This window comes from Turicibacter sp. KK003 (assembly GCF_037014675.1).
Lineage (GTDB): Bacteria > Bacillota_I > Bacilli_A > MOL361 > Turicibacteraceae > Turicibacter > Turicibacter faecis.
The window spans coordinates 84,049-107,045 of record NZ_CP142738.1; the positions used below are offsets into that span (position 1 = coordinate 84,049).

Annotated in this window: 24 protein-coding genes; 15 read left to right on the forward strand and 9 right to left on the reverse strand. The window is 33.6% G+C overall.

The annotated features are described in order from the left end of the window. Positions 1 to 47: 47 nt before the first annotated feature. Positions 48 to 1,706, forward strand: a complete 1,659-nt coding sequence (gene sulP, locus VXM77_RS00400; RefSeq protein ID WP_338506553.1) for a sulfate permease — start codon at positions 48 to 50, stop codon at positions 1,704 to 1,706. Positions 1,707 to 1,744: 38 nt separating this feature from the next. Next, on the forward strand, positions 1,745 to 2,152 hold the full coding sequence (locus VXM77_RS00405) for a GNAT family N-acetyltransferase (protein WP_262953757.1): 408 nt from the start codon (positions 1,745 to 1,747) through the stop codon (positions 2,150 to 2,152). 70 nt (positions 2,153 to 2,222) lie between these two features. Here VXM77_RS00405 and VXM77_RS00410 read toward each other — a convergent pair whose 3' ends face one another. The 3 genes from VXM77_RS00410 to VXM77_RS00420 are packed head-to-tail and all read right to left on the reverse strand — an operon-like array spanning position 2,223 to position 4,012. After that, the gene (locus VXM77_RS00410) at positions 2,223 to 2,813 is read right to left on the reverse strand and encodes a manganese catalase family protein (protein WP_338506556.1); all 591 of its coding nucleotides are present in this window, start codon (positions 2,811 to 2,813) and stop codon (positions 2,223 to 2,225) included. A gap of 15 nt (positions 2,814 to 2,828) precedes the next feature. Further along, on the reverse strand, positions 2,829 to 3,077 hold the full coding sequence (locus VXM77_RS00415) for a spore coat protein CotJB (RefSeq protein WP_161832740.1): 249 nt from the start codon (positions 3,075 to 3,077) through the stop codon (positions 2,829 to 2,831). Further along, on the reverse strand, positions 3,077 to 4,012 hold the full coding sequence (locus tag VXM77_RS00420) for a hypothetical protein (RefSeq protein WP_237658984.1): 936 nt from the start codon (positions 4,010 to 4,012) through the stop codon (positions 3,077 to 3,079). Before VXM77_RS00420 ends, VXM77_RS00415 begins: the two co-directional genes overlap by 1 nt. A gap of 750 nt (positions 4,013 to 4,762) precedes the next feature. Between VXM77_RS00420 and VXM77_RS00425 the strand changes: the two genes are divergently transcribed. The 4 genes from VXM77_RS00425 (at position 4,763) to VXM77_RS00440 (ending at position 7,752) form a co-directional block, all read left to right on the forward strand. Next, on the forward strand, positions 4,763 to 5,131 hold the full coding sequence (locus tag VXM77_RS00425; RefSeq protein WP_338506559.1) for a hypothetical protein: 369 nt from the start codon (positions 4,763 to 4,765) through the stop codon (positions 5,129 to 5,131). A gap of 186 nt (positions 5,132 to 5,317) precedes the next feature. Then, positions 5,318 to 5,893 (forward strand): hypothetical protein, encoded by a 576-nt coding sequence (locus tag VXM77_RS00430; protein ID WP_338506560.1) that lies wholly within the window; start codon positions 5,318 to 5,320, stop codon positions 5,891 to 5,893. Positions 5,894 to 6,352: 459 nt separating this feature from the next. Then, complete coding sequence (locus VXM77_RS00435) at positions 6,353 to 6,898, forward strand: hypothetical protein (protein WP_338506563.1); 546 nt, start codon at positions 6,353 to 6,355, stop codon at positions 6,896 to 6,898. Between the two features lie 233 nt (positions 6,899 to 7,131). Further along, on the forward strand, positions 7,132 to 7,752 hold the full coding sequence (locus VXM77_RS00440) for a hypothetical protein (RefSeq protein WP_338506565.1): 621 nt from the start codon (positions 7,132 to 7,134) through the stop codon (positions 7,750 to 7,752). 452 nt (positions 7,753 to 8,204) lie between these two features. On the opposite strand, the gene VXM77_RS00445 is transcribed toward VXM77_RS00440, so the two are convergent. After that, positions 8,205 to 9,434 carry an IS110 family transposase gene (locus VXM77_RS00445; RefSeq protein ID WP_161832790.1) on the reverse strand — a complete coding sequence of 410 codons (1,230 nt, stop codon included), beginning with the start codon at positions 9,432 to 9,434 and terminating at the stop codon, positions 8,205 to 8,207. 430 nt (positions 9,435 to 9,864) lie between these two features. On the opposite strand from VXM77_RS00445, the gene VXM77_RS00450 reads away from it, so the two are divergent. Beyond that, complete coding sequence (locus VXM77_RS00450; RefSeq protein ID WP_161832743.1) at positions 9,865 to 10,629, forward strand: hypothetical protein; 765 nt, start codon at positions 9,865 to 9,867, stop codon at positions 10,627 to 10,629. Positions 10,630 to 10,776: 147 nt separating this feature from the next. Here the strand turns inward: VXM77_RS00450 and VXM77_RS00455 are convergent, their stop codons facing one another. The 4 genes from VXM77_RS00455 to VXM77_RS00470 form a co-directional block, all read right to left on the reverse strand. Continuing rightward, complete coding sequence (locus VXM77_RS00455) at positions 10,777 to 11,667, reverse strand: IS3 family transposase (protein WP_161832944.1); 891 nt, start codon at positions 11,665 to 11,667, stop codon at positions 10,777 to 10,779. Then, positions 11,622 to 12,155: a helix-turn-helix domain-containing protein gene (locus VXM77_RS00460; RefSeq protein ID WP_161832943.1), complete on the reverse strand. Its 534-nt coding sequence runs from the start codon at positions 12,153 to 12,155 to the stop codon at positions 11,622 to 11,624. The genes VXM77_RS00455 and VXM77_RS00460 overlap by 46 nt, the downstream gene beginning before the upstream one ends. Before the next feature lie 85 nt (positions 12,156 to 12,240). Further along, the gene (locus tag VXM77_RS00465) at positions 12,241 to 14,712 is read right to left on the reverse strand and encodes a glycoside hydrolase domain-containing protein (RefSeq protein ID WP_338506568.1); all 2,472 of its coding nucleotides are present in this window, start codon (positions 14,710 to 14,712) and stop codon (positions 12,241 to 12,243) included. Positions 14,713 to 15,112: 400 nt separating this feature from the next. After that, positions 15,113 to 15,649 carry a hypothetical protein gene (locus VXM77_RS00470; protein WP_338506570.1) on the reverse strand — a complete coding sequence of 179 codons (537 nt, stop codon included), beginning with the start codon at positions 15,647 to 15,649 and terminating at the stop codon, positions 15,113 to 15,115. Positions 15,650 to 16,024: 375 nt separating this feature from the next. Here VXM77_RS00470 and VXM77_RS00475 point away from each other — a divergent pair, with 375 nt between their 5' ends. From VXM77_RS00475 to VXM77_RS00490, 4 genes are all read left to right on the forward strand, one after another. After that, positions 16,025 to 16,372 (forward strand): sigma factor-like helix-turn-helix DNA-binding protein, encoded by a 348-nt coding sequence (locus VXM77_RS00475; protein ID WP_338506573.1) that lies wholly within the window; start codon positions 16,025 to 16,027, stop codon positions 16,370 to 16,372. Positions 16,373 to 16,505: 133 nt separating this feature from the next. Further along, positions 16,506 to 16,778 (forward strand): hypothetical protein, encoded by a 273-nt coding sequence (locus VXM77_RS00480; protein WP_338506575.1) that lies wholly within the window; start codon positions 16,506 to 16,508, stop codon positions 16,776 to 16,778. Between the two features lie 86 nt (positions 16,779 to 16,864). Continuing rightward, on the forward strand, positions 16,865 to 16,993 hold the full coding sequence (locus VXM77_RS00485; protein WP_338506577.1) for a hypothetical protein: 129 nt from the start codon (positions 16,865 to 16,867) through the stop codon (positions 16,991 to 16,993). 12 nt (positions 16,994 to 17,005) lie between these two features. Beyond that, positions 17,006 to 19,714, forward strand: coding sequence for an N-acetylmuramoyl-L-alanine amidase (locus VXM77_RS00490; protein ID WP_338506579.1), 2,709 nt, complete (start codon positions 17,006 to 17,008; stop codon positions 19,712 to 19,714). A gap of 78 nt (positions 19,715 to 19,792) precedes the next feature. On the opposite strand, the gene VXM77_RS00495 is transcribed toward VXM77_RS00490, so the two are convergent. After that, a complete protein-coding gene (locus tag VXM77_RS00495; protein ID WP_338506581.1) occupies positions 19,793 to 20,347 on the reverse strand; it encodes a hypothetical protein in 555 nt (184 codons plus the stop codon). Positions 20,348 to 20,665: 318 nt separating this feature from the next. Between VXM77_RS00495 and VXM77_RS00500 the strand changes: the two genes are divergently transcribed. From VXM77_RS00500 to VXM77_RS00515, 4 genes are all read left to right on the forward strand, one after another. Continuing rightward, entirely contained in the window at positions 20,666 to 21,205 is a 540-nt protein-coding gene (locus VXM77_RS00500) for a hypothetical protein (protein WP_338506582.1), read from the forward strand. Positions 21,206 to 21,278: 73 nt separating this feature from the next. Further along, positions 21,279 to 21,854, forward strand: a complete 576-nt coding sequence (locus VXM77_RS00505) for a hypothetical protein (RefSeq protein ID WP_338506584.1) — start codon at positions 21,279 to 21,281, stop codon at positions 21,852 to 21,854. Positions 21,855 to 21,916: 62 nt separating this feature from the next. Then, entirely contained in the window at positions 21,917 to 22,474 is a 558-nt protein-coding gene (locus VXM77_RS00510) for a hypothetical protein (protein WP_338506586.1), read from the forward strand. Between the two features lie 112 nt (positions 22,475 to 22,586). Further along, positions 22,587 to 22,997 carry a hypothetical protein gene (locus VXM77_RS00515; protein ID WP_262953871.1) on the forward strand — a complete coding sequence of 137 codons (411 nt, stop codon included), beginning with the start codon at positions 22,587 to 22,589 and terminating at the stop codon, positions 22,995 to 22,997.

Consider the following 22,997-nt stretch of genomic DNA (forward strand, 5'->3'; position numbering starts at 1 on the left):
AAGGCTTTTTCTTTTGATTAAGAATCATATGAAAGGGAGTATGAAGAGTGTCAACGCGGTTAAAGCCTAAATTATTATCAGTTATGAAAACTTACACAAAAGAGCAGTTCGTTAAAGACGCCATAGCGGGAGTGATTGTTGCAGTAATTGCACTCCCGTTATCGATTGCTTTAGCTATTTCATCAGGTGTTTCACCTGAGCAAGGATTATATACCGCGATTATTGCTGGTTTTTTCATTTCATTACTTGGTGGAAGTCGAGTTCAAATCGGGGGACCAAGCGCTACATTTATGGTAGTTGTTTATGGGGTTGTTGCTAGTCATGGTGTAGAAGGATTGCTACTTACTACGATATTAGCTGGAATTATTTTAATATTATTTGGATTGTTACGATTAGGGAGTATGATTAAGTATATTCCATATCCTATTACTGTCGGGTTTACGAGTGGGATTGCCTTGACGATTTTTAGTTCACAAATTAAGGACTTTTTTGGGATGACGCTTGAAAATGTTCCGACGGGATTTATTGATAAGTGGAAACTTTATTTCTCATCGGCCAATCAAATTCATTGGATGCCGTTTATTATCGGTTTGATTGCATTGATCATTTTAATGATCTGGCCAAGAATAAATAAAAAAATTCCAGCCTCTTTAGTTTCGATTGTTGTGACGACGGTACTAGTAGCACTCTTGAATTTAGATGTGCCAACGATTGGAACACAGTATACTCATCTTTCATCCACCTTTCCAAGGCCCTCGTTCCCAGAGGTGACGTGGAATAAGATTGAGATGTTGATTTCCCCGGCGTTTACAATTGCTTTTTTATGTTCACTCGAGTCGCTGCTTTCGGCGGTTGTATCAGATGGAATGATTGGAAGTAAGCATCGTTCGAATATGGAGTTGGTCGCTGAAGGTGTTGCGAATATTGCGTCGGGAGTGTTCGGGGGGATGCCGGCAACAGGGGCGATTGCTCGAACGGTGGCTAATATAAAAAATGGTGGACGCACTCCAATTGCAGGGGTAGTTCATGCGGTGACGTTATTATTTATCTTGTTATTTTTAATGCCATTAGTGAAAATGATTCCATTAGCAACGTTGGCGGCCGTGTTAATTATGGTTTCTTACAATATGAGTGAGTGGCGAATGTTTAAAAGGTTGTTAAGTGCACCTAAAAGTGATGTGTCAGTTTTACTTGTGACGTTTTTCTTAACGGTATTATTTGATTTGACGCTTGCGATTAGTGTGGGAATGGTTTTAACGTCGTTCTTATTTATGAAACGGATGACGGATGTGACGAATGTTCAAGGATTTGAGTTGCACGATGAGGAGGAGGAAGGCCAACTTTTAGATGAAGAGTTAAAGGAGGTCTTGTCCGATGAAATTTTAATTTATGAAGTGAATGGTCCATTTTTCTTTGGAGCCGCGGATAAGTTTTTAGGTTCGATTCAATCTTTACAAGGACCGTCTAAAGTTTTAATCATTCGACTTCGAAATGTTCCGGTGATTGATGCCACAGCGGTTCATGCACTGGAGTTGTTACAGGATACTTGTCGTCGTTCGAACACAACCCTTATCTTGAGTGAAATTAACGATAAACCTTATCAGGTGGTTAAGCGTGTTGGATTGGTGAGGGAGATTGGTCGTGAGCAAGTGTGTCGTTATTTTGATCAGGCGGTTGAACGTGCGAAACAGCTGGTGTGTCGGTAAGAAGTTATGAGAATAGGGGATGGCAGCAGGAGGATATCATGAAAAGAATTAGCCGAATTTCATTGGATGAGGTTTGGAAGATGCGCCACGAGGTGATGTGGCCGGATCAATCGATTGAATATATTCAATTACCGAATGATGATCAAGGAATTCATTTAGGATTGTTTGTTGAGGATAGTCTTGTAAGTGTCATTTCGTTATTTATCGATGGAGATGAGGCGCAGTTTCGAAAGTTTTGTACACAGACACACTTTCAAAATAGGGGTTATGGGAGTGAATTGTTACAATATACGATGGATTACGCCAAGGGGCGAGGAGCGAAAGCTATTTTTTGCAATGCCCGAGTGACGAAGTGTTCATTTTATGCTAAATTTGGGCTGATTAGGACGGAAAACCGATTTGTAAAGGGTGGAAAAGAGTACGTCGTGATGAGAAAAACGTTATAATTAATAGGGTGATTTTAAATCGCATCAGAAAAAGGGGCTGTCTCTTCGGAGATAGCCCCTTATTTTATTATTAATCTTCGTCTTTCATGAAGAAATAACGATTGGTACTGAAGTGGTCTTGAACATCCATTAATGTTTCACCAAAGCGTTGGAAATGGACGATTTCTCGTTCGCGAAGATAACGTAACACAGATTTAACGTCTTCGTCTGTTGCGATATCAAGTAAATGTTCATATCCAGCGCGCGCTTTTTGTTCAGCCGCTAGGTTAGCAGTCAAGTCAGCAACTGGATCAGAAGTCACCGCGATATAACCGGCATTCCAGGGAACTCCATTTGGATCGGCTAAAAAGATTCCATTTCCGTGAAGTGAGTAAGTAGAATCAAACCCCGCTTGTTTTAACTCTTCTATTGGAGCTCCATCGGTTAATTGATAAATTAAAGCAGATAACATTTCAAGGTGTGCAAGTTCTTCCGTTCCGATATCTGTTAGTGTTGCGATAGATTGATCGGTTGGCATGGTGTAACGTTGTTGGAGATATTCCATAGAGGCTGATAATTCTCCGTCTGCTCCACCGAGCGCACTGAAAATATTTTGTGCCATTTTTGGGTCGCGTTTTTTAATATCGACTGGCATTTGTAGTCTTTTTTCATAAATCCACATGGTTTTCTTTCCCCCTTATTTATTTTGCCAAGGCCAAGGTCCTTGAATCCAATTGCCTTCTGCGTCAACAGTTTGGTGACCAAAGTTCATAAGAGGCCCATATTTTTTTTCATATTCTCGGACTAACTTTTGAAGTTCTTCTGAAAGTTTTTTGTGGTCTTTTAATGCTTTAGCATCACCGGGATGTGTATCAAGAAATAGGTGAATGTCGTGCACGATTAAACTAATCGCTGAAATTTGTGTTAATAATTGATCTTTAGTCATTAGTGTTGACCTCCTTTAAAAATGAAAACCGCTGGTGCCGAAACTTTTTTAGGGGTATAAGGAGAATAAAGTTCATTGAATCCTGTTCCTTGTTGCATCGTTTGTGCAGGCGTGTTGTATCCTTGATAAGTTTGAGATTTAACATAAGTTGTTGCTAACGGAAGAGTTTCGCAAGTCATTCCTACTTGGTCAGCTCTTGGTTGTGAAGCAACAGTTGCTTGGTAACCCATTTGACTATTTGCGTAGTACTCATTTTGCATTAAGTATAAGTTATAATCTTGTTGGGTTGAACTTTTGAGTGGTTGTTGATCAACGTAAACTAATTCATCACTGACAGGATATTGTTTTTTATCCACAACTTGTTTTGAAACGGTTGGTTGCATTAATGGAACTTTTGCATCTACAGGTTCTAAGTAAGCTTCAACATAGGTTGTTTTTTTATGTTTAGCTGTTGTTGTTTGGGTACTAGCGACTTGTGGTTCTGTTTTTTGAACAGGTTGTGCCACTGGAGCAACTGGTTTAGGTTGAACATCTACAGGCATCACCGGTTGTTGGACTGGAGCCACATAGGGCTGTGCTTTACAAACGGGTGCAGGAGCAGGGACAGGCGCAGGTGCCTGACACATAGGTGCAGGAGCGACAACTTGTGGATAAGTTGTTGGTACGACAGGTTGTTGAGTCGTTACTGGTTGGTAAGGGGCAGAAGCCACAGGTTGTTGAGTCGTTACTTGCTGATAGGTAGTGGCAGTAACGGGTTGTTGAGTCATCACCTGTTGATAAGTATCCACAGGCATTACTGATTGTTGCATCATAGGGAAACCAGCTTGAACCGGAGTTGTTGGATAAGCTCCTAATGCTGGTGTGGGTTGTCCAATCATACCAGGTTGGGCAACACCGGGAGTTTGAACCGTTGTATTATAAGGATTATAAATCACATTTACACCTAATCAAAACAATTTCGTTTTGATGATGTTCACACGAGGGCGCTACGCTCGTGCAGTTCTCATAAGAACGTCTCATATTTTCATATGAGTGCAGACTATATCATTCCCCATCTAAAAGGGGGATCCTCCACTTCGGTCATCCATCGCTTATGACCTACTCCCTCTCGGGATAGTCGTTGAAGTTTCCTCTATTCGAGGCTTACCTGCTGATCGTCCATTGCACGAACACTTAGGATTTAACCATATGCCATCTCATTCATTTTTTCTACTTTCGTCACCTTCACGCTTAAAACTATTCGCTTTTACGTTGTGGTTGAATGAGCTTTAGGAGATTCCAGCAATTCAAAGGATGTTGAAGAGTACGACTCTCACTCCATGCTTGTTTCCAAACATGGGAGGCATTACCTCCATTTAGAAAGTTTAAAAAATGTGTGAACCTCCTCCAAAGTTCTCAAATTCTTTAAACTTGTAGGCATCATCAACTTGCCTAATCTTAATATATGATAAGATTTTCAAGGAGTGACAAATTTCTTATGGGGAAAAGAGGGAGTGTGCCCCTATAACAGAGAAAGATTTCACTCATAACAGAAGAGGCCTTGAACGAGAAGAAATCTAAATCTTAAGAAGAGGGAGAGGGAATGTTTGTAAAGTCGTGGCAGATGGTTAAGAAAAGATGAATCATAAAAAAGAGAAAAGAATGTTATAATATAAATAATTAAAAGGAATAGGGAGTGCGAGTGGATGATTAGATTAGAATATCAAACGACAATGGATGAATTAATCGAGATGCACGTTCTCGTAAAGGGGATGAGTAAGTGTTGGCGACGGTTCTTGATTAAGGGGAGGATTAAACGGGCGGTGCGTACTTATCCTGGATTATTAAAAGATAAGGTCGTTGAAATCAAGGGACGAAGAGTGACGGCTTATTATGAGGAGCGAACCCTCGGGATTGAGGCCCAACGCCTGATCAAGTTTAACGATAAGTATTATTTGTATGATCAATATCATCAGGGCATTGCGGTTATTCCACAGTATCTTTTTAAATCAGAGGAAGAGGAAAACTTATTTTTGGAGGAATTAGATTTGCCTATAGAATCGGTGAAAGAATAAAGTTGAGGGGAGAAAAGGTGGATCGAGAGTAAAAATAAAGGATTGATGTTTATCAAGAGGCATCATCTATTACCAGTCATAGCATCTATTCCAGCAATCATGCTTATCGTACATATTCTGATTCCTACAGTAGAGGGTTTTATTTTTAAGTATATTGCTTTTAGGTTTTTAGCACTGGGGGTATTGTTGGTATTCGCAACCTGGTTTGTAGATGTATGTCAATATGGTCTTTGTTTGATTTATTTAGCGTATCGGTATTTAAAGTCGGTCAGAAAAAGAGAACCTTTACCTGTTGCTTTTTGGATTGTTAATGCCTTTTTGTGTGGTAAGTTATCTATCCTCTACATCGGTTTATACATTATGGAGGGGACGAGGATTACTATAGGTAACGAAGGTTATGAGTTTATTTCTAACCCGATTTATGTTATTGTCTTATTGATTATTGGATGGTGTTGTTCTACTAGAATTTTAAAAGGCGATAAATTAATCGCTTGGTTATTTTTAATTTTTATAATGATAATCGGGGGACTTCTAGCATCGACGTTGGTCGCATTTAATATGGATTACTTCGGCATCCAACTTCAATTAATGTGGTATGCGATGTTTTTTATCGAAATATTGTTAATAAAACAGATTTTAGATAAACCATATCTTGCAGATAAATGGATTGGATTTAAAAAATCACTACTCGTACTCTTCATTGGTATTCCGCTTATGACTTTTATTAGTTTTTATATCCTATTCGGGTTAGCGAGATATTAAGCGAAAAAAGAACCTAATAGCCCATATAAGATAGGGGACTATTAGGTTCTTTTTTATGATTATCAGGTAGATCGGGTGTAAAAGCTATTTTGTGTAGCATGCAGTTCCGATGTTATGGGGTGAAGAGGTTATAGATAAAGACATTGTCTTTGAAAATAGGTTGCATACTCCCAATGAAACTATAACATTAAGGATAATAATAACAATAATACACCAATTGAAATTCCCAGTATTGAAATATAGTCCTTGAAGTTCATCGACTTCCCCCTCTATTAAGTAACTGAAGATATTGATGAAATTATACTATATTTAGAAAATGTAATAAAGAAAATTTACGAATAGGGGGGGGATTACATCGTAATAAGACATAGACTACTGTTAATATTTTGAACACATATTCTAATAAGCTGGATGTTATAATGAACTTACCAATATAAAAAACTTAAGGAGGGTATTGACGTGGAATTAAAATATAAAACGCAATTTGCTGATTTAGAGGAGTTGTCAATACTAGGTCTATATAGAAGACCGATTCAAAGGCTTAGTCTTACAATTATGTGGATAGGTGTACCAATCTATATAATCATTTTTGCACTGAGTAAGTTATATAGATATCGATTTTTTGATGAGATTACATCAGTTATTATTAAGGGAACTTTATATTTAGTATTAATATGGATTGCATGGGTAATAGTTTTTTTCCTAATTAATCATAATAATCGCAAAAAAATAAAAAAACAGCTTAAAATATTAACAGATGAAAAGCCTTATTTATTAGAAGAAAAAATAGTTAAGGTTGCAAACAAAGAGTTGCAAATACAATATTATAATCATCAAGTTAATGTAAAAGTAAGGTATATTCTAGAAAAAAATAATAAATTATACTTGTACGGAGAAAATTATGGAATGGTAGACGTTATTCCATGGACGCTATTTAAATCTAACGAAGAAAAACAGTTATTTTTGAAAACAATCGATATTCCGGTTAAATTGATAAAACGTTAAATTTTTAAAATTTATCTAAAAAGGATGGACTTATTAAGGATATATTCTCTACAACTCTTTTTATATAAATGAAAACCACCTGCTATGTAGGTGGTCCTAAAAGCTTTTAGCGTGATATATGAAGAAAAAAATCCTCCTTACACCCTGTTACTTCCTTTTTCTAGAAAATTCTTTCAAGTTTCTTTTATTTAGTGTTATACTTATGACCGTTAAACGGGAGGGAGGATTTACATATGGGCAGTAAAAATAAAGGATTGAAGTTTATCAAGAGGCATCATCTATTACCAGTCATAGCGTCTATTCCAGCAATCATATTTATCGCATACCAATTATTCCCTAATTTATCGGTATTAAATTTTGATGTATCACACGAGGCGGCTTTACTTATTTTTATATTGGTGATTCCAACTGTTGGATGTTTATATTTGGTAAATTTATTTGTATTTTTTCCTTATCTGATATATATGTATTTTAGCGCTTTAAAGAGGAAACTTCCCTTATCTCCTACTTTTAGGCTAATTAATAGAGTTTTTATTAGTATATTATTAATTATTTTTATCATAACTGCTGATTACAATAGATATATTTTTCCTGTTTCTTATGATTTATGCTTTTTTTATAAGTTTATTTATGGCCTTCTTTTATTGAGTATAGGGTGGGGGTGTTCGATAACAAGATTTAAAAATAAAACCCGTACAATTAATCTAATATTTATTTTTATTATATATCATTTTTTGAATGCATTTTTTAATGATATTGAATTGCATCAGACAATTATGTTTTTATTTTCAAATATTTCATTTTTTGCTGAAATATTTTTATTTAAGGAAGTGTTAAATAAAAACTCTCTTTGAGATAAAACTTGATAATGAACTTAAAAATAGAAACTAGCAATCCATACTTTAATTGTAAGTGGGTAATTATAACACGTATCCAAAAAAAGCAAGATTTGCTGTACACTAAAGGTGCACTGAATCTTGCTTTTTATTTATAATTGTCTTGAATAATTTTTGGTCAAGGTAAAAAGTTGTTTCATCCCCATCCGTTTGAATACAACAGATGGGAATGATTTTTGTTGATTATGCTTGGATAATTAATGGACGGTCCTTCAAGTTTCGTTTATTTAGTGCTATACTTATGATTATTAAAAAGACTTGTGGTATTAAGTCAAATAGTTAATTGATAAAAATAGTTAAAGATTTTAAAAATTTAGGCGCACTGAACTAGACCCTCGGCTAATCTCTAAAAAAATTAGCCTAGCGCCAGAACAGAAAGGATTCAAAAGCAACAGATGTTAGCCTTTGAGTTATACGCTCCTTTCTGGCGTGTAGAGTTGGCGGTTACGTAGTAGCGTATCCACCAAACGCACAAATTTTCTAGCGGTAAGGACGAGGGCTCGTTTGTGTTTAAATTTCGGAACTTCATCATATTTCTTTTGATAATAGAGACGGTAACTCTCTTCATGACGTCTTATAGAGTTGGCAGCTTCAACCATATAATATCGAAGATATTGATTACCTGTTCGTGTCATAGGTGTGCGTTCCGATTCAAAGTTTCCAGATTGATTCTTCTTCCAATAAAGTCCGCAATACTTGGCTAATTGGGCTTCATTTTCAAAACGTTCAATTTGACCGATTTCAGCGACAATACCGGCGGCATACACGATACCGATTCCTGGAATACTTTTTAAGCATTGGACCTCTGAAACAACTTCAAATAAGGCGACAATACTTTTTTCTAAATCTTTAATTTGTTTTTTCAATGTTTGAATTAATCTCGCATAAGTCGCTAAAACCATATCCACTGATTCTTGGACGACTTGGGCTAAACGATAAGAGTCGCGAATCGCTTTCTTAATCATTTTAGCTATCTTTTGCGGGTCACTAAAGCGACCGCGCCCCTTTTCTTGTAAGAGAAGGGCTAAATCTTCTAACTCCATTTGGGCAATTTCATCAAGTGAAAGCGAGTCAGAGAGAAGATCAAGCATGGTGGCACCAAAAACAGAAGTATCAAGTTCCTTAGAGAGCGTATTACATTTATAGTAAAGGTTCTCAAGAAAGTGTTGTTTACATTCGGTTAATTGGTGAACGAGTTGGTATCTCGAACGAGTCAACCGTTGAAGAGCGATGTAACGCTCCTCTTTTAAAACCGTCTTATTAAAGCGTTCAATGCGTAAGAAATCCGCAATACGAAAGGCATCAATGCGGTCGGTTTTATCCTCTTCAAAAAGGCCTTTGTATCGATGGATAGACTTCGGATTTTGAACGACAACTTCCACGCATCCAAGGGAATTTAAGTCAGTGTCCTCAGATAAAAATGTGGCAGGATGAAAACTGTAAATAGAGGTGGACTCCATTCCAATCACAATCTTTTCATAGTTAAAAGAGTGGTGAAACGTTAGAACAGATTCCTTGATAGATGAGGCACCGTTTAGATTATTAGGAAGTGTGACTTCCTTCAGAGTGGTGTCTGAACTATCTAGAAAACAAACATCAAGCTTTTCAGAACTCACATCAATACCGACAAACAATTTCATGGAAAGGACCTCCTTTCTTTGAGATAAATTTGGAATAAACTCGGATGCGGACGGATATCCCTAGGGCCCAAAACATGGCGACAACCTCGTGTATAAGTATTCTAAAGAATCGCCCCATGAGTGCTGCCCTCAGCCTACTAAGAAGAGGAATATGGGACGAATCGATACAGCTTGTGCGTATGTCGAACAGTTTTGGTCTGGGTCACAGTCTTTAAAAGTAGTCAAACTACAGGGGGAGAAAGTATATTCCTGATGGATCCAATTCCATTACCTATATGGTGGGATGTCCGATAAAATCTCAGACAAAAAGAGGGTAACCAATTAACTGAAATGACGGAAAGAAGAGTCAAGATAACATGAAGTTTTCAAAGAACAATTAACGCCCATTAACAAGGGCATAAACTTATTATACGAGGGAGGGGATGAACATATGAGGAGTAAATATCAACGATTAAAATTTATAGAAAAATATCATCTATTACCAGTCATAGCATCTATTCCAGCACTTATGCTTATCGTACATATTCTGTTTCCCACGTTAGCGTATTTTATTTTTAAGGATACTGATTTTAGTTTTTTAGCACTGGGTGTATTACTGTTATACGTAACCTGGTTTGTAGATGTATTTCAATATGGTCTTTGTTTGATTTATTTAGCTTATCGGTATTTAAAATCGGTAAGAAAAAGAGAGCCGCTCTCTGTTGCTTTTTGGATGGTTAATGCTTTTTTGTGTGGTAAGCTATCTATCTTTTACATCAGTGTATACATTATGAAGGAGATAAGTGCTAGCTTAGGTTGGAACGGTTATGCTTTTATTTCTAACCCGATTTATGTTATTTTCTTATTGATTACTGGATGGTGTTGTTCTACTAAAATTTTAAAAAACGATAAATTAATCGCTTGGTTGTTTTTAATTTTTATAATGATAATTGGGGGACTTCTAGCATCGACGTTGGTCGTCAATAACGGAGATTACGTTCACGGAGATTATTTCCTCATCCAACTTCAATTAGTATGGTATGCGATATTTTTTTGCGAAATATTGTTGATAAAACGGATTTTAGACAAATCATATCTCGCCGATAAATGGATTGGATGGAAAAAATCACTACTCGTACTCTTCATTGGTATTCCACTTATGACTTTTATTAGTGCTTATATTAACGTCGCACTGTATTGGTTATATAATTTTTGATCCAGGTAATTTCACCCCCCAAAAAATTATAGAACTAGTACTTCTCTATAAGTGTTATAGTACCAAAGAGCCAAGATATTAAGCGAAAAAGGAACCTAATAGACCATAAATAGGTTATGTAGTGAACCCCAAAAGTTGAACTTAATATTATGCAGCTAATTGGCTGGTACGAATTCGGTATTTGACTGGACTCATACCAGCCAATTTTCTTTTAATTCGTTTATGATTATAGTAGTAGATATAGTTTTCAATGGCTTCTTTTAACTCCTCATAGGTTTTAAATGTCTTTCCATAGTACATTTCTTGTTTAAGGATTCCAAAGAAGTTTTCCATCGGTGAATTATCTAGACAATTTCCTTTTCGTGACATACTTTGAAAAATTTTATGTGTTTTTAATGCTTTAACCCATTTTTGATGTTGATACTGCCAACCTTGATCGGAATGAAGGGTTATTCTATATTTTGCTTGTTTGAGAATAGGTAGGACCTGATTCAGAGATTCCATGACAAAATTCAAGTCAGGTTTATGGCTCATTGAATAGGACAAAATTTCACCGGTTGCCATGTCCATGATTGGGCTTAAATATAATTTCTTTCCTTCCTGCGTTTTAAACTCAGTCACATCTGTTGTCAATTTCTGATACGGATAAGGGGTATTAAATCGGCGGTTAATTCGATTCTTAGCCACTGTTCCAACAGTTCCTTTATACGAACGATATTTACGTGATTTATGACTAAACTTAACGCAAATAATTCCACGCTTTTTCATCAGACGATAGACTTTCTTATGGTTAACCCGATGACCTCGATGATGAAGCTCATCTGTGATTCGACGATAACCATAATTCTCATCATTTTCTTTAAAAATGCTTAAAATAAGATTTTCAAGTTCTTGATCTGGATTCTCTTGCGCCATCTTTTTAACCCAATAATGATAGGTTGATTTAGGAAATTTTGTGACCTTTAAAATATCACTTAATTTAAAATTAGCCGTTAATTCTTGGATGATTCTTGTCTCGATTTGATTCTTTGGTTCCATGGCGTAATCCCATGGGCGTGACACTTTTTTAAGTATTCATTCTCAATTCTGAGTAATTTAATTTCTTCTTCTAATTGTTGTTCACGTGTTAAAGTTTTCGGTTGTTTAGATGCTTTTAATTTTGGCATAGGGCTTTGAGACCTTCCTTTCGGTTTAAGTAATGCCTCTACACCGCCTTTTAGAAACGTTGCATTCCAATTCGCAATCGTTCCTATATCTGATATTCCAAAATGAATAGCAGTTTGGCTATATGAAGCACCTGTTGTCTTGATATAGTTTAATACATTTAATTTAAATTCTCCAGTATATACTTGTTTTTCTTTTGGTTGTAATCCGTTTTTTCCTTCTTGTTTATACTGTCTAACCCATGTTTCAATTTGTGATTGACTTGGAATCTGATATTTCTTAGCAAGCGATCGATAACCTAAAGTCCCTTGTAAATATTCATTAACAATCCTTAATTTGAATTCTGGACTATATTTAGCCATAGAAAAAACACCCCTAACGTTAGATTTTTTAGTCTAACATTTGGGGTGCACATCATTATTAGGTTCCTTTTTTTATTTTTAACAATTAACGACTATTACTTACCTCATTTGTAACAAAATTTTTAAAGGCTTCGTTTGCAGCATCATAATATATTGTGTCTAGAAAGGGCCCGTTTAGCACAAATCTAAATCCCCAGTATATCCCATCTCCTTTATTTATTTCATCGCAGAGGTTATAAAATTGCTTAATATCCCCAGAAAAATTATTTTTAATATATAGTGTTGATCGCTTAAAACAATTTGTTTTGGCATTAGTAATAAAATACTCTTGAAATAAAGCTGAAAAATAATCTCTTTTTAACAAGAGTCCAATGTTTACGGCATCAATGTCACTAATATAATCTTCAAGACTGAATAAAGTATCGTATTGTGGATTACAAATATGTGATTTTGCAAATTGATTTAAAAAGTTTATATCTTTACTTCCTTCAGTTCCGTTATAAACATCTTTTGCAAAGGTTGTTAAATCTCCTCCCCATCCTGAAAACAAATTAATTTGTTCTTCAATAAAAGAAAGAAGAGGGTGCATATAGTCTATTCCATGCGCGGTTGCTGCCATATGATAGAAGTCATAATTTAAAGAAGTGACAGGATCAATAAAATTAAGTGTTAAGTCTGTTAGCTCACTGTCAACTAATTTACAGAAATCACCATCAATTGGACCAGCAGTACAATACCATAACAAAGTGTTCATACTACTTCGTTTGAGATTATATTGCGTAATAAATTTGTTTAAAAGTTCATATTTTTCTTCTTCTGTTTGTACATAAGAGATTTTGAGATTGATTTTTTCAAGTGTAGCAGTAAAATCTGCTATTTGAGTTGGTGTATACTCTTCACCGTAGCCTCCTAATTTTCTTAAGTACTGTAAAGTTAATGAATTGATATTTTGTGCTGTTGCGCTTGTACCCTTATTTTCTAAATAAGTACGCGCAACCCTTTCAATTTTTATTAATGAATTATAGACTTGCCCAATTTGTGTAGGCTTACTTAATAAATTAAATCCCTTATCAAGTCTAGATATAGCTACCTTATCAATGCTAATTCTTCCATTTCCCTCACCAATGGTGATATCAGTTGCGAATTGATCAAATGCCCATAACTCTGGCATTGTAAATCCTAAATTTCCACTAAATCCATAGGAAGCATCTGAAACAAAAAGATTATCAATTCTGAATGTGGCATTTTCATATTTTCTTAATAGTCTACATACATTCCGTGTTCCATAAACTCCAATATTGTAGGGAGAGTCAATTTGGGAAAAGTATTGGTTAATTCCTTTAAAATAAGGATAGACGTAATTGGTGATTTCAGCCTCTTGTGGATCGTAATCTACCGCAAAATAGATCGTTGTTCCGCTTGGAATACATAAGTCATAAGCTGCCTGAACCGCCTTTTGAGCATGGGTATATCCTTGTTGTTGATTAAAGGCAGAATTTTCAGCACCGTATTCTTGAAAGATTGGGAAAATAGATAATCCATTTTTTAAGATAAGCTCAACTTCTGATTTAGTCATCTTTTTATCTAAAGTTCCATTTTCTACATTTGTTAAATATCGCCCAACGATTTCATATCCATGATTTTTTAGTGTTTCAATTTTATTTTGATCTAATCGTGTAGAGGTATCACAACCTTTTGCAGAACGTGAAGTATCTCCGTTACTACTCAATAAAGATCGAATAATTGAATAACCAATTTTATTTGGCGTTTTTTCAATTAATAATGAATTAGCAAAATCTTTCGTTGTCGCTTCTAATTCAGCGTCATAAACACTTGAAGACGTATTAATTGAATATCCATTACAAACCACAGCATATTTAACTAAAGTAACAAAAACATTAGAATCTCCTAATGATACTGTTGGACATCTCTCAATTGTTGTTGGACCCCATGCTCCCGTTGCATCAGATGCTGAAATTCCTTCTTCTTTTTGTAAAGCATACATTAGCATTTTATTCATGTCTCGATCATATAAACCGTTACATGGACAAATTTGATAAAAATCATAGTATTCATAATTTAGTTTTTGTTGAATTTCACGAATTTCTTCTCTCCCACCAGGTAATAAAGTAAATGCACTCATATCTAATAATCCGCGCATGATATCTCGATTCATATTTCCTGACGCAGTGGGAAATCCCATGTCTGCTTTTAGTTTTTTAACAGCATCATATGTTCCATTTCCATAGTAACCTGTGAATCCACCAGGATTGTATCCTTTGCACCATAAACCTCCCTGAACAATATAAACAAGATTACCTTCACTTCCTTGGTTAATAGCTGGACATTGCCTATAGGTGGTCGGTCCAAAAGCATCGCTAGTTTGTGTAATCCCCAACTCAATTTGTAACGCACGTCGTAGGGCATAAATAGTTGGCCATCCAGTTTTACCATTGACTTCAATCGTATTGAATCGACCAGAGGGTTCATATTTTCCGTATGTATCGTTTAGCCATTGTTGAACTTCTGCTACTCTTTCATCTCTTTTAGCTTTCATAAAGACACTCCTTTAAGTTAGATTGGATTTTCGTCGTTACCGACAAAGTAATTTAATCAGATATGCTGTGCAGTTGGAGTGTAAAAAAAATGCAAATTCTTTCTTCTGATAGGATGATTTTTATCACTATTTTTTCCCATCCCTTTGTGTTATTTTGAATTCGTTTTGATTACATAAGAAAAGTACCTCCCTAGTAAACTCTAAAGCGATTCTAATAAATGATGGTAGCGTCGCTTTTATTTTTTTGTCTACTATGAAGGTACTATACTTTACCACCATAAGATCACACTTTTTTTAAAAGTATCTATCTTATAGGTTCTAGGTTACCGATTAGTCTTTTTTTTATTGGATTAAATTAAATTTATGAATGATCACTAAATTTATCTAAGTATTATAAAGGTTAATAACATTCTTTTAGTGTTTTATCTAATAAGGCTTTAATATAATAACTATTTTTTAGAGCATCATCTGTAATAATAGCTGATATTCCCTCATCATTGCAAGCATCTTGAAGGCTGATAGGTCTATTATCGTTTGAAATTAAACTGTATAGAGTCATAATGTCGGTCGTGTCTAATGAGAGATTTTCATAAATTGAGCATTTTCTTAATGTTTGTTCAATTATAAACTCAGTAAAATCAACATTATAAATTAAAACATTTTTATTTTTAAGTATTCGTTTAATATTATCCCATTCTAGTGCAAATTGAACAGAGAGATGAAATTTTCGATTGAATAATTCATTATTTTGCAAATCAATTATTGCTAATTCTTTTAATTGATGATCTGGTGTATTTTTATCCTCAGTGACATTTAAAATTACGCTATTACTGTTATTCATTAGGGTTTTGAATTTTTCCTTAGCTCGAATAGTATTATCCGGAAATTCATGGTGGTATTTATAATTATTTATAAAATGCTCAAAGATAGTATTCATCTATATTCTTCCTCCTCGGCTTAATCAATTACATAGTCTATATAATCAATTAAGCCGGTAATATTTTTTTTAGTATAGCACATCTTTTTTAGGTTTTTTTGTAAAAATGTGTAACTTTATGAATAATCATGATATGATTAAAGCGAACTAAAGTTCGTAAAAATATTTTTTTCACAATTTTTGGGCTTTTTTTGATACTTAGATATACATAAGTCATGATAAAAAGTTTCTTGATATGAAAAATTATTCTTATATACCAGTAAATGATATGACTGAGTATAATTTGCACTTTAATTGCAGTTTTTCTACAAAATAATTTCTTTGATTTTAGATTTTAATTAAAGAAGTAATAATAAAATAAGGGAGATTAATTATATGGAGTGGCGAGAAGAAAAGATTTTAGTAAAAGGAATCTTTGAAGAAAAGAAAAGTTTAGACGGAGTTATATTGCTTTTTAAGGGTATTAATCAAAAAAGATTATTAGAGAGTCAAGTTGCGTTAATAGAACGGCATAAACATTTAGAAACTGTTATAGAAACTTGTTTATCAGCTTTAGAAAAGCAAGAACAAAAGATTATTCAACTTTCCTATCAGGAGGGTTTAACAAATTATAATTTATCACAAGCTTTAAATATTTCTGAAAGAACAGTAGCAACTTATAAAAAAGACGCGACGATTAAATTTGCACAAATGATTAAGATTTTTTTAGGATTACTTGATTGAGTAATCTTTTTTTTGCGGTTATATTGCACAATTAAAGCAGAGTTAATTCATTATTTAGATGCTTTAATATGTTTGTAAGCAAAAAGGCCTTTGAAACTTACAGACACATTGAAAGGAATAGGAGGGAAGTAATTTGGAGGAATTAGCTGAAAAGTGGTATGCATGGCGCAGTAAAATTGATCAAGAACAAGAACTAATGTTGAGAGAACATGATTTGAAGTTACAAACCTTAGATAATACAGTTAATATTCAAGGACATCAATTAAAAGGTATGGAGGGTGAGGTTAAAGAATTAAAGTTGATGCTAATTGAAATGAAATCTTCAAATAAAATATTAATTTACATAGCTTCAGTATTGACAACTGCTATTGCGACACAAATAGTGACTCAGTTATTTAACTCATAAATATCATGAAAAATCAATTAGAAATTCTTAAACATCTGAAAAATCGAACGGTATTAATTTATATAGCAATAGTGGTACTTGCACCATTGTTAATCACTAACGTAGTAACACATGAGTTACTACAGAAAATTTTAGAAATTGCAGCACAGGTTGTTGCAATTTTAGGGATTATGGATGATCCAAATACTAATCAATTTTTAAAAAAAGGAAATTAGGAGGAATTATAAATGGCACAAAAACTTATTTTACCTATCAATAAAACGCGTATAACAGCAGGTTATAAAAATGCAAACTATAAAAATCAATTTGGTTTTAATCATTATGGTTCTGATTCAACATCTACAAATAGTAATCGTACTGTTTGGGGATCTGGTGTAGGGAAAATCTTAGAGACAGGGTTTGATAATGTATTGGGAAATGTCGTAGTTATTCGATATGATAATTGTCAACTTAAAAATGGATCAATTAAGAATCTTATTCAACGACTTTATCATTTAGAGCGTATCGACGTATCAAAAGGGCAATCTATTACAAAGGATACTCGTGTTGGATTGTATGGAAGTACAGGGAAGTATGCAACAGGTCCACACCTTCATGTAGAATTCGATACCGATGTTAATTATCCAATGTATAGTCCAACATTAGGTAGCAGTTCAAATATTATTAAAGCTGGAACAGACAGCACATTAAATCCAGCCGATGTTTTATATATTAAAAATACCGCTCCAGATTACCAGTCAGTTGTAGGGGCCTCAAACTCAAATTGTTGGTTGAATTCAGATATAAATTATAATAGGTGTGATGAATCAGAACCTGATGGAAGTATCGGAGCTTTATACTATCCAACGCCTAACTATAATGGTACTTCATTAGTAGGTGCGTTAAATGCAATTGGTGTAGATTCAAGTTTTGATAATCGAGAGAAAATTGCAGCAGCGAATGGAATTACTAACTACACTGGTACTGCAACCCAAAATAATTCACTATTTAGTTTATTAATGTCAGGTCAATTGAAGCGTCCAGGGGCAGTAGGGGGTGTTACCTCATATTTTCCAACACCTAATTATAGTGGTACTTCATTAGTAGGCGCATTAAATGCAATTGGTGTAGATTCAAGTTTTGATAATCGGGAAAAAATCGCAGTAGCGAATGGGATTACTAACTATACTGGTACCGCAGCTCAAAATAATTCATTATTTAATTTATTAATGTCAGGTCAATTAAAATGCCCAACTACGGATGGTGATAGTGACTTAGATGGTGGAGGAACTGGTACCTCATATTTTCCAACGCCTAACTATAGCGGTACTTCATTAGTAGGCGCATTAAATGCAATTGGTGTAGATTCAAGTTTTGATAATCGAGAAAAAATCGCAGCGGCGAATGGAATTACTAACTACACTGGTACTGCAGCTCAAAATAATAAACTATTTAATTTATTAATGTCGGGTCAATTAAAGCGTCCGGGGTCTATTAATGGTGAAGTAACTAATACTTCATACTATCCAACACCAAGCTATAGCGGTACCTCATTAGTAGGTGCATTAGACGCAATTGGTGTAGATTCAAGCTTTGATAATCGAGAAAAAATCGCAGCAGTGAATGGAATTACTAACTATACCGGTAGCGCGGATCAAAATAATAAACTATTTAATTTATTAATGTCAGGTCAATTAAAACGTCCGGGATCTACCACTAATGATGATAATGGTTCAACAGATACTGGGGAGGGCTTAACTGAAATTGGTCGTGTACCGGGCTTAAAAGTTAGAAAAATTTTGCCTCCGACCAATAAATATGATATCAAATGTCCTTATCCAATGGATCCAACATATATCACTGTTCATAATACAGCCAATCAGGCTTCCGCAATTAATGAAATTACTTATATGCATGATAATAATAATGAAGTCTCTTTTCATTATGCAGTAGACGACATTGAAGCCATTCAAGGGTTACCATTAAATAGAAATGGTTGGCATTCTGGTGATGGCAGCCAAGGGACAGGAAATAGAAAATCAATTGCAGTAGAGATTTGTTATTCAAAATATGGTGGAGATAAATTTGATGAATCAGAAAAAAATGCAGCTAAATTAATTGCATCATTAATGGATAAATTTAATATTCCAATTGATAGAGTCCGTAAACATCAGGATTGGAATGGGAAATATTGCCCTCACCGTACTTTAGATGCAGGTTGGGACCGCTTTGTCGACATGATTATAAAAGAAGTACGTAAACGAAAAATTCTTAAATTTGCATCTGAGAATGGGTTGTTTGTAGGTTATGATGTGGATTTTGAAGAATTTAATCACAAAGAAAAGCTTTTAGAGGTTCCCGGGACTATCCCTTGGCGCCCACATATTATTGTGTATGGTGAAGTTTCACTTGTTCCTAAAATTACAAATATTTTAGACGTCAAAAAAATTATTGATTTATCACTTACTCCTGAGCAAATAGCTGATGAACTTTTAAATATCACATTTTCTCAAGATGATGTTGAGGTTAATATTAGTCGTGAGGGTCTTGTACTTACACTTTCTAATATGAACTTAGAAGCATTTGATTGTGATGAAATTTCATTTACATTTAATCTAAACAATGGGACGTTTAATATTATCGCAGAAGTTAAAGAAACAAAAATATTCGAAAATTTAGAAACTACATTTTATCAACAGCTAACAATTACTATCCATCCTGATATTCAAAAGCCTGGGTTAGTACATATTCCAATTCGTACCACTGAGCCTCTTAAAGACAATGCGGAAGAGAAAAAAGATTACATTACAACTACATCAAAAGGTGAAATTGTATATTCAGTACTTGCGTATAGTGCTATATTTGCATCATGTCTGGCATCTGGGATAACTGGCGGTATGGCTGCGCCTGTAACAGCATTGCTTGCGTTTGCTTTAATAGTTAAATCGGATAAATAATGAAACAACTAAAAATACGACATAAGTTTAAAGATTAATTAACTTATGTCGTATTTTTTATTATAGATAGGATAAAATTTAAATTATTTTACGCTTCACTTTTACACCCTTTTTTAGTAGAAATTCCTTAAACTCTTTAGAAGTTCCCTTTGTAAATTGTGATTTTTGGATTGGAAGGTAAATTTGATTTGCATAGACAATAATAAAATTTTCTTTAAGATTATATACCATAGTAATTTTATCGTGTTCGATACTTGTATCCGCTTCACTTTTATATCCTGTTTTAGCTTCATTTATTGTTGAAATAAATTTATTAAAGGTAAGATAATCCTCATAAATAGTTATATTAACTTTAGATTCCCTTCCTTCTGATAACAGTAACTGATTTTTATAATTTTTTAACCCTTGATAACGATACATATAAAAAGGTGTAGCAAAAGTGATGATAGCACCGCCTAAACAACATAGAACTAAAATATCTTCTTTAATTGTATAAGCCTCATACCCTGTACTAATAAATCCAAATGATGTTAGAAATAATATAATGCTTACAATGGTTTTATTTGATGATAGGGCAGTTTCTATGTAGGCAGTTTTCGTTAGTGTTGTCTGATTTTTAAACAAAGCATTCATTTTATAAATTTCCTCCTTTTTTATTTTATCCACGCCATTATTATATATTTTTTTGTTTTAATAGGCAATTTTTACTATAAGATATGATTATTTCTCATAAAAATGTAAAAATGTTAATTCGTTAGAAGAATCAGCGCTTTTTCTAGTATGGGAAATCATCAATTACGAAATCTAAAAAGGTAACGTAATTTTTTTGTTTAATAGTTAGAATTTGAATACAGAGCTAATAATTGGTATTAAGGGATATATAGCTTTTAGGTAAGGTATCGTGCTATATTACTAACAAATGACAGAGGATGTCGAAAAGGGGATGATAAAATGGAGTTAAGGCATAAAACATCAGTAGAAGATTATATTCAGGCAAGCCTATTGCTTGTATGGGATAGACCAATCATTTTCATTTTTAGTATTGTTGTATTGCGTGTTCTGTTGCCTATGTTTGTTCTAGCTTATACAGTTTATTTATTCATGCAGAATTGCTTTTTAGATAGTTTTATTTTTTTAGGGGCTACGACTGTTATTCTGTTAATTGGAATAGCCTTTTTACAAAAACGGCGCATGGTCCAATTAATAGAGAAAAATTTTTCGAAAGTCTTATTAGAAAGTCCATATTTGATTGAAGAGAAATGTATGGTGGTTGAAAACCAGAAAGTTCATCTTAATTATTCAGCTGAAAATAAAATAGATACTGATGTTAAGTACATCTTGAACTTTAATCAGAAGTTTTATTTATACTCTGATAATCGGGTAATTGATATTATACCTGAAAATATTTTCAAAAATTGTGTTGAAAAGGAACTATTTTTAAAAACCATTAATACACCTATTAAAGCGGTAAAAAGAAATATCCTTTATTGACGATTATATTGAAAATTGATTATCAAATTAGGAAGATTAATTTCTATAATGATGTCGAAAAGAGGATGATAAAATGGAGTTAAACTATCAATTGATATTAGATGATTGGGTTGAGGCAAATTTATTAAGTAATTTAAAAAGTAAACTTTTCTTTTTTATGCATGTTGCATTTATTCGTCTATTTGTTCCTTTTAATACCGTATATGGTCAATTGATCCAGTTATATAAGTATAGAAAACACTTAGATTACTTTGATTATTTCTTAAAAGGATGGCTCATTGTTACTGGAGGAAGTATAATTTTTATAGTTATGGTCTTTCTGCTACAAAAAAGAAATATAATATTTCACATAAAAAGAGGGTTAAAGCGTGAGTTGAAAACACGACCTTATCTGTTTGAGCCTAAAACGATGGTTATCTACGATCGACGTATTACCGTAAAATACAAAGATTATGCAAGAGATATAGCTGTTAGTCACCTAGTGGAAAATAATAAAAAGTATTACTTATTCACTGAGGATTATCAGGTAATTGATGTGATTCCCCATTATCTCTTTAAATCGGCAAGTGAGCAAAAGTTATTTTTAGAGATTTTAAATATGTCTGTAGAGTATCCGAGTAAAAACATATTGTATCGAGGATTATATTAAAAATTGATTGTCAAATTAGGGGAATTAAATTCTCTGATGATATAGAAAAAGGGGATGATAAAATGGAGTTAAAATATAAGCCTTCATTGGGTGATTATATTGACGCAGGAGTGTTAAGTTCGTGTCGAATTAAATGGCAATATTATTATGGAATTATTTTTTTGAGAATTGTTTTACCAATATGTACGTTGGTATACCTAATTTATCTTCTCTATTATGGTGTAACTCTCAATACATGGATGATTTTTGTTCGTCTTTTTATAACTACAACTGTTGCATTTTTTACGATAGGTCCTATGCTAAGATTACGATACAGAATCCAGTTTAAAAAACTATTAGAAAAGCATCCTCATCTTGTGGAAGAAAAGAAAATCATACCTTTATATAATAAGATAAAAATTATTTATGAAAATAGAGAAATGACCGTAGAATTAAAGTATATTTTAGAAAAAGATGATAAGCTGTATCTTTATGGAGAAAGGTATTTAATAGTAGCAATTATTCCATGTGAATTATTTTGTTTTAAGGAAGAAAAGGAGGATTTTTTGTCTACTATAAATTTACCTATTGAGGTATTCAAAAGAAAATTCCTTTATTGGGGTATTTGGTGGTGGAAATAACATCATCGATTTAAGCGGATATTTGTGAAAAGGGCTTCCTTTAAAATATTTCGTTATTTCTGTATAATTTACAATATAAATAGAATATAAAATAATAAGGAGAGACCTATTTATGAATGAATTAGAGGCACAACATAAATTAAAAGCTAATGGATGTGGATGCCTTCTTGCTTTAGGTGGATGTCTTATTCCGCTTATTTGTTTTTTAATTCCCATTTTCCTCTTTTTTCAGTCTATATCTAGAGAAGTAACAAACGAAATAGTTATTTTTAAAAGCTCTTCTCCTAATGAAAATTATACTCTTTCAATTATCCAAAGAGGTATCAGTTTTCACGGAAAATATATGTTTTATATAGAAACTGATGATGGGACAAGAATAGAAGTGAACTTAGTTTGCCACGAGAACTTTGATGATTCGAATGTTTTAATTGAATGGAAAGATGATAACAATGCTACTATTACTCTATATGGTGATTATGCTCAAACAATCTATTACAATGCTCCAAATAATTTTGAATTATAG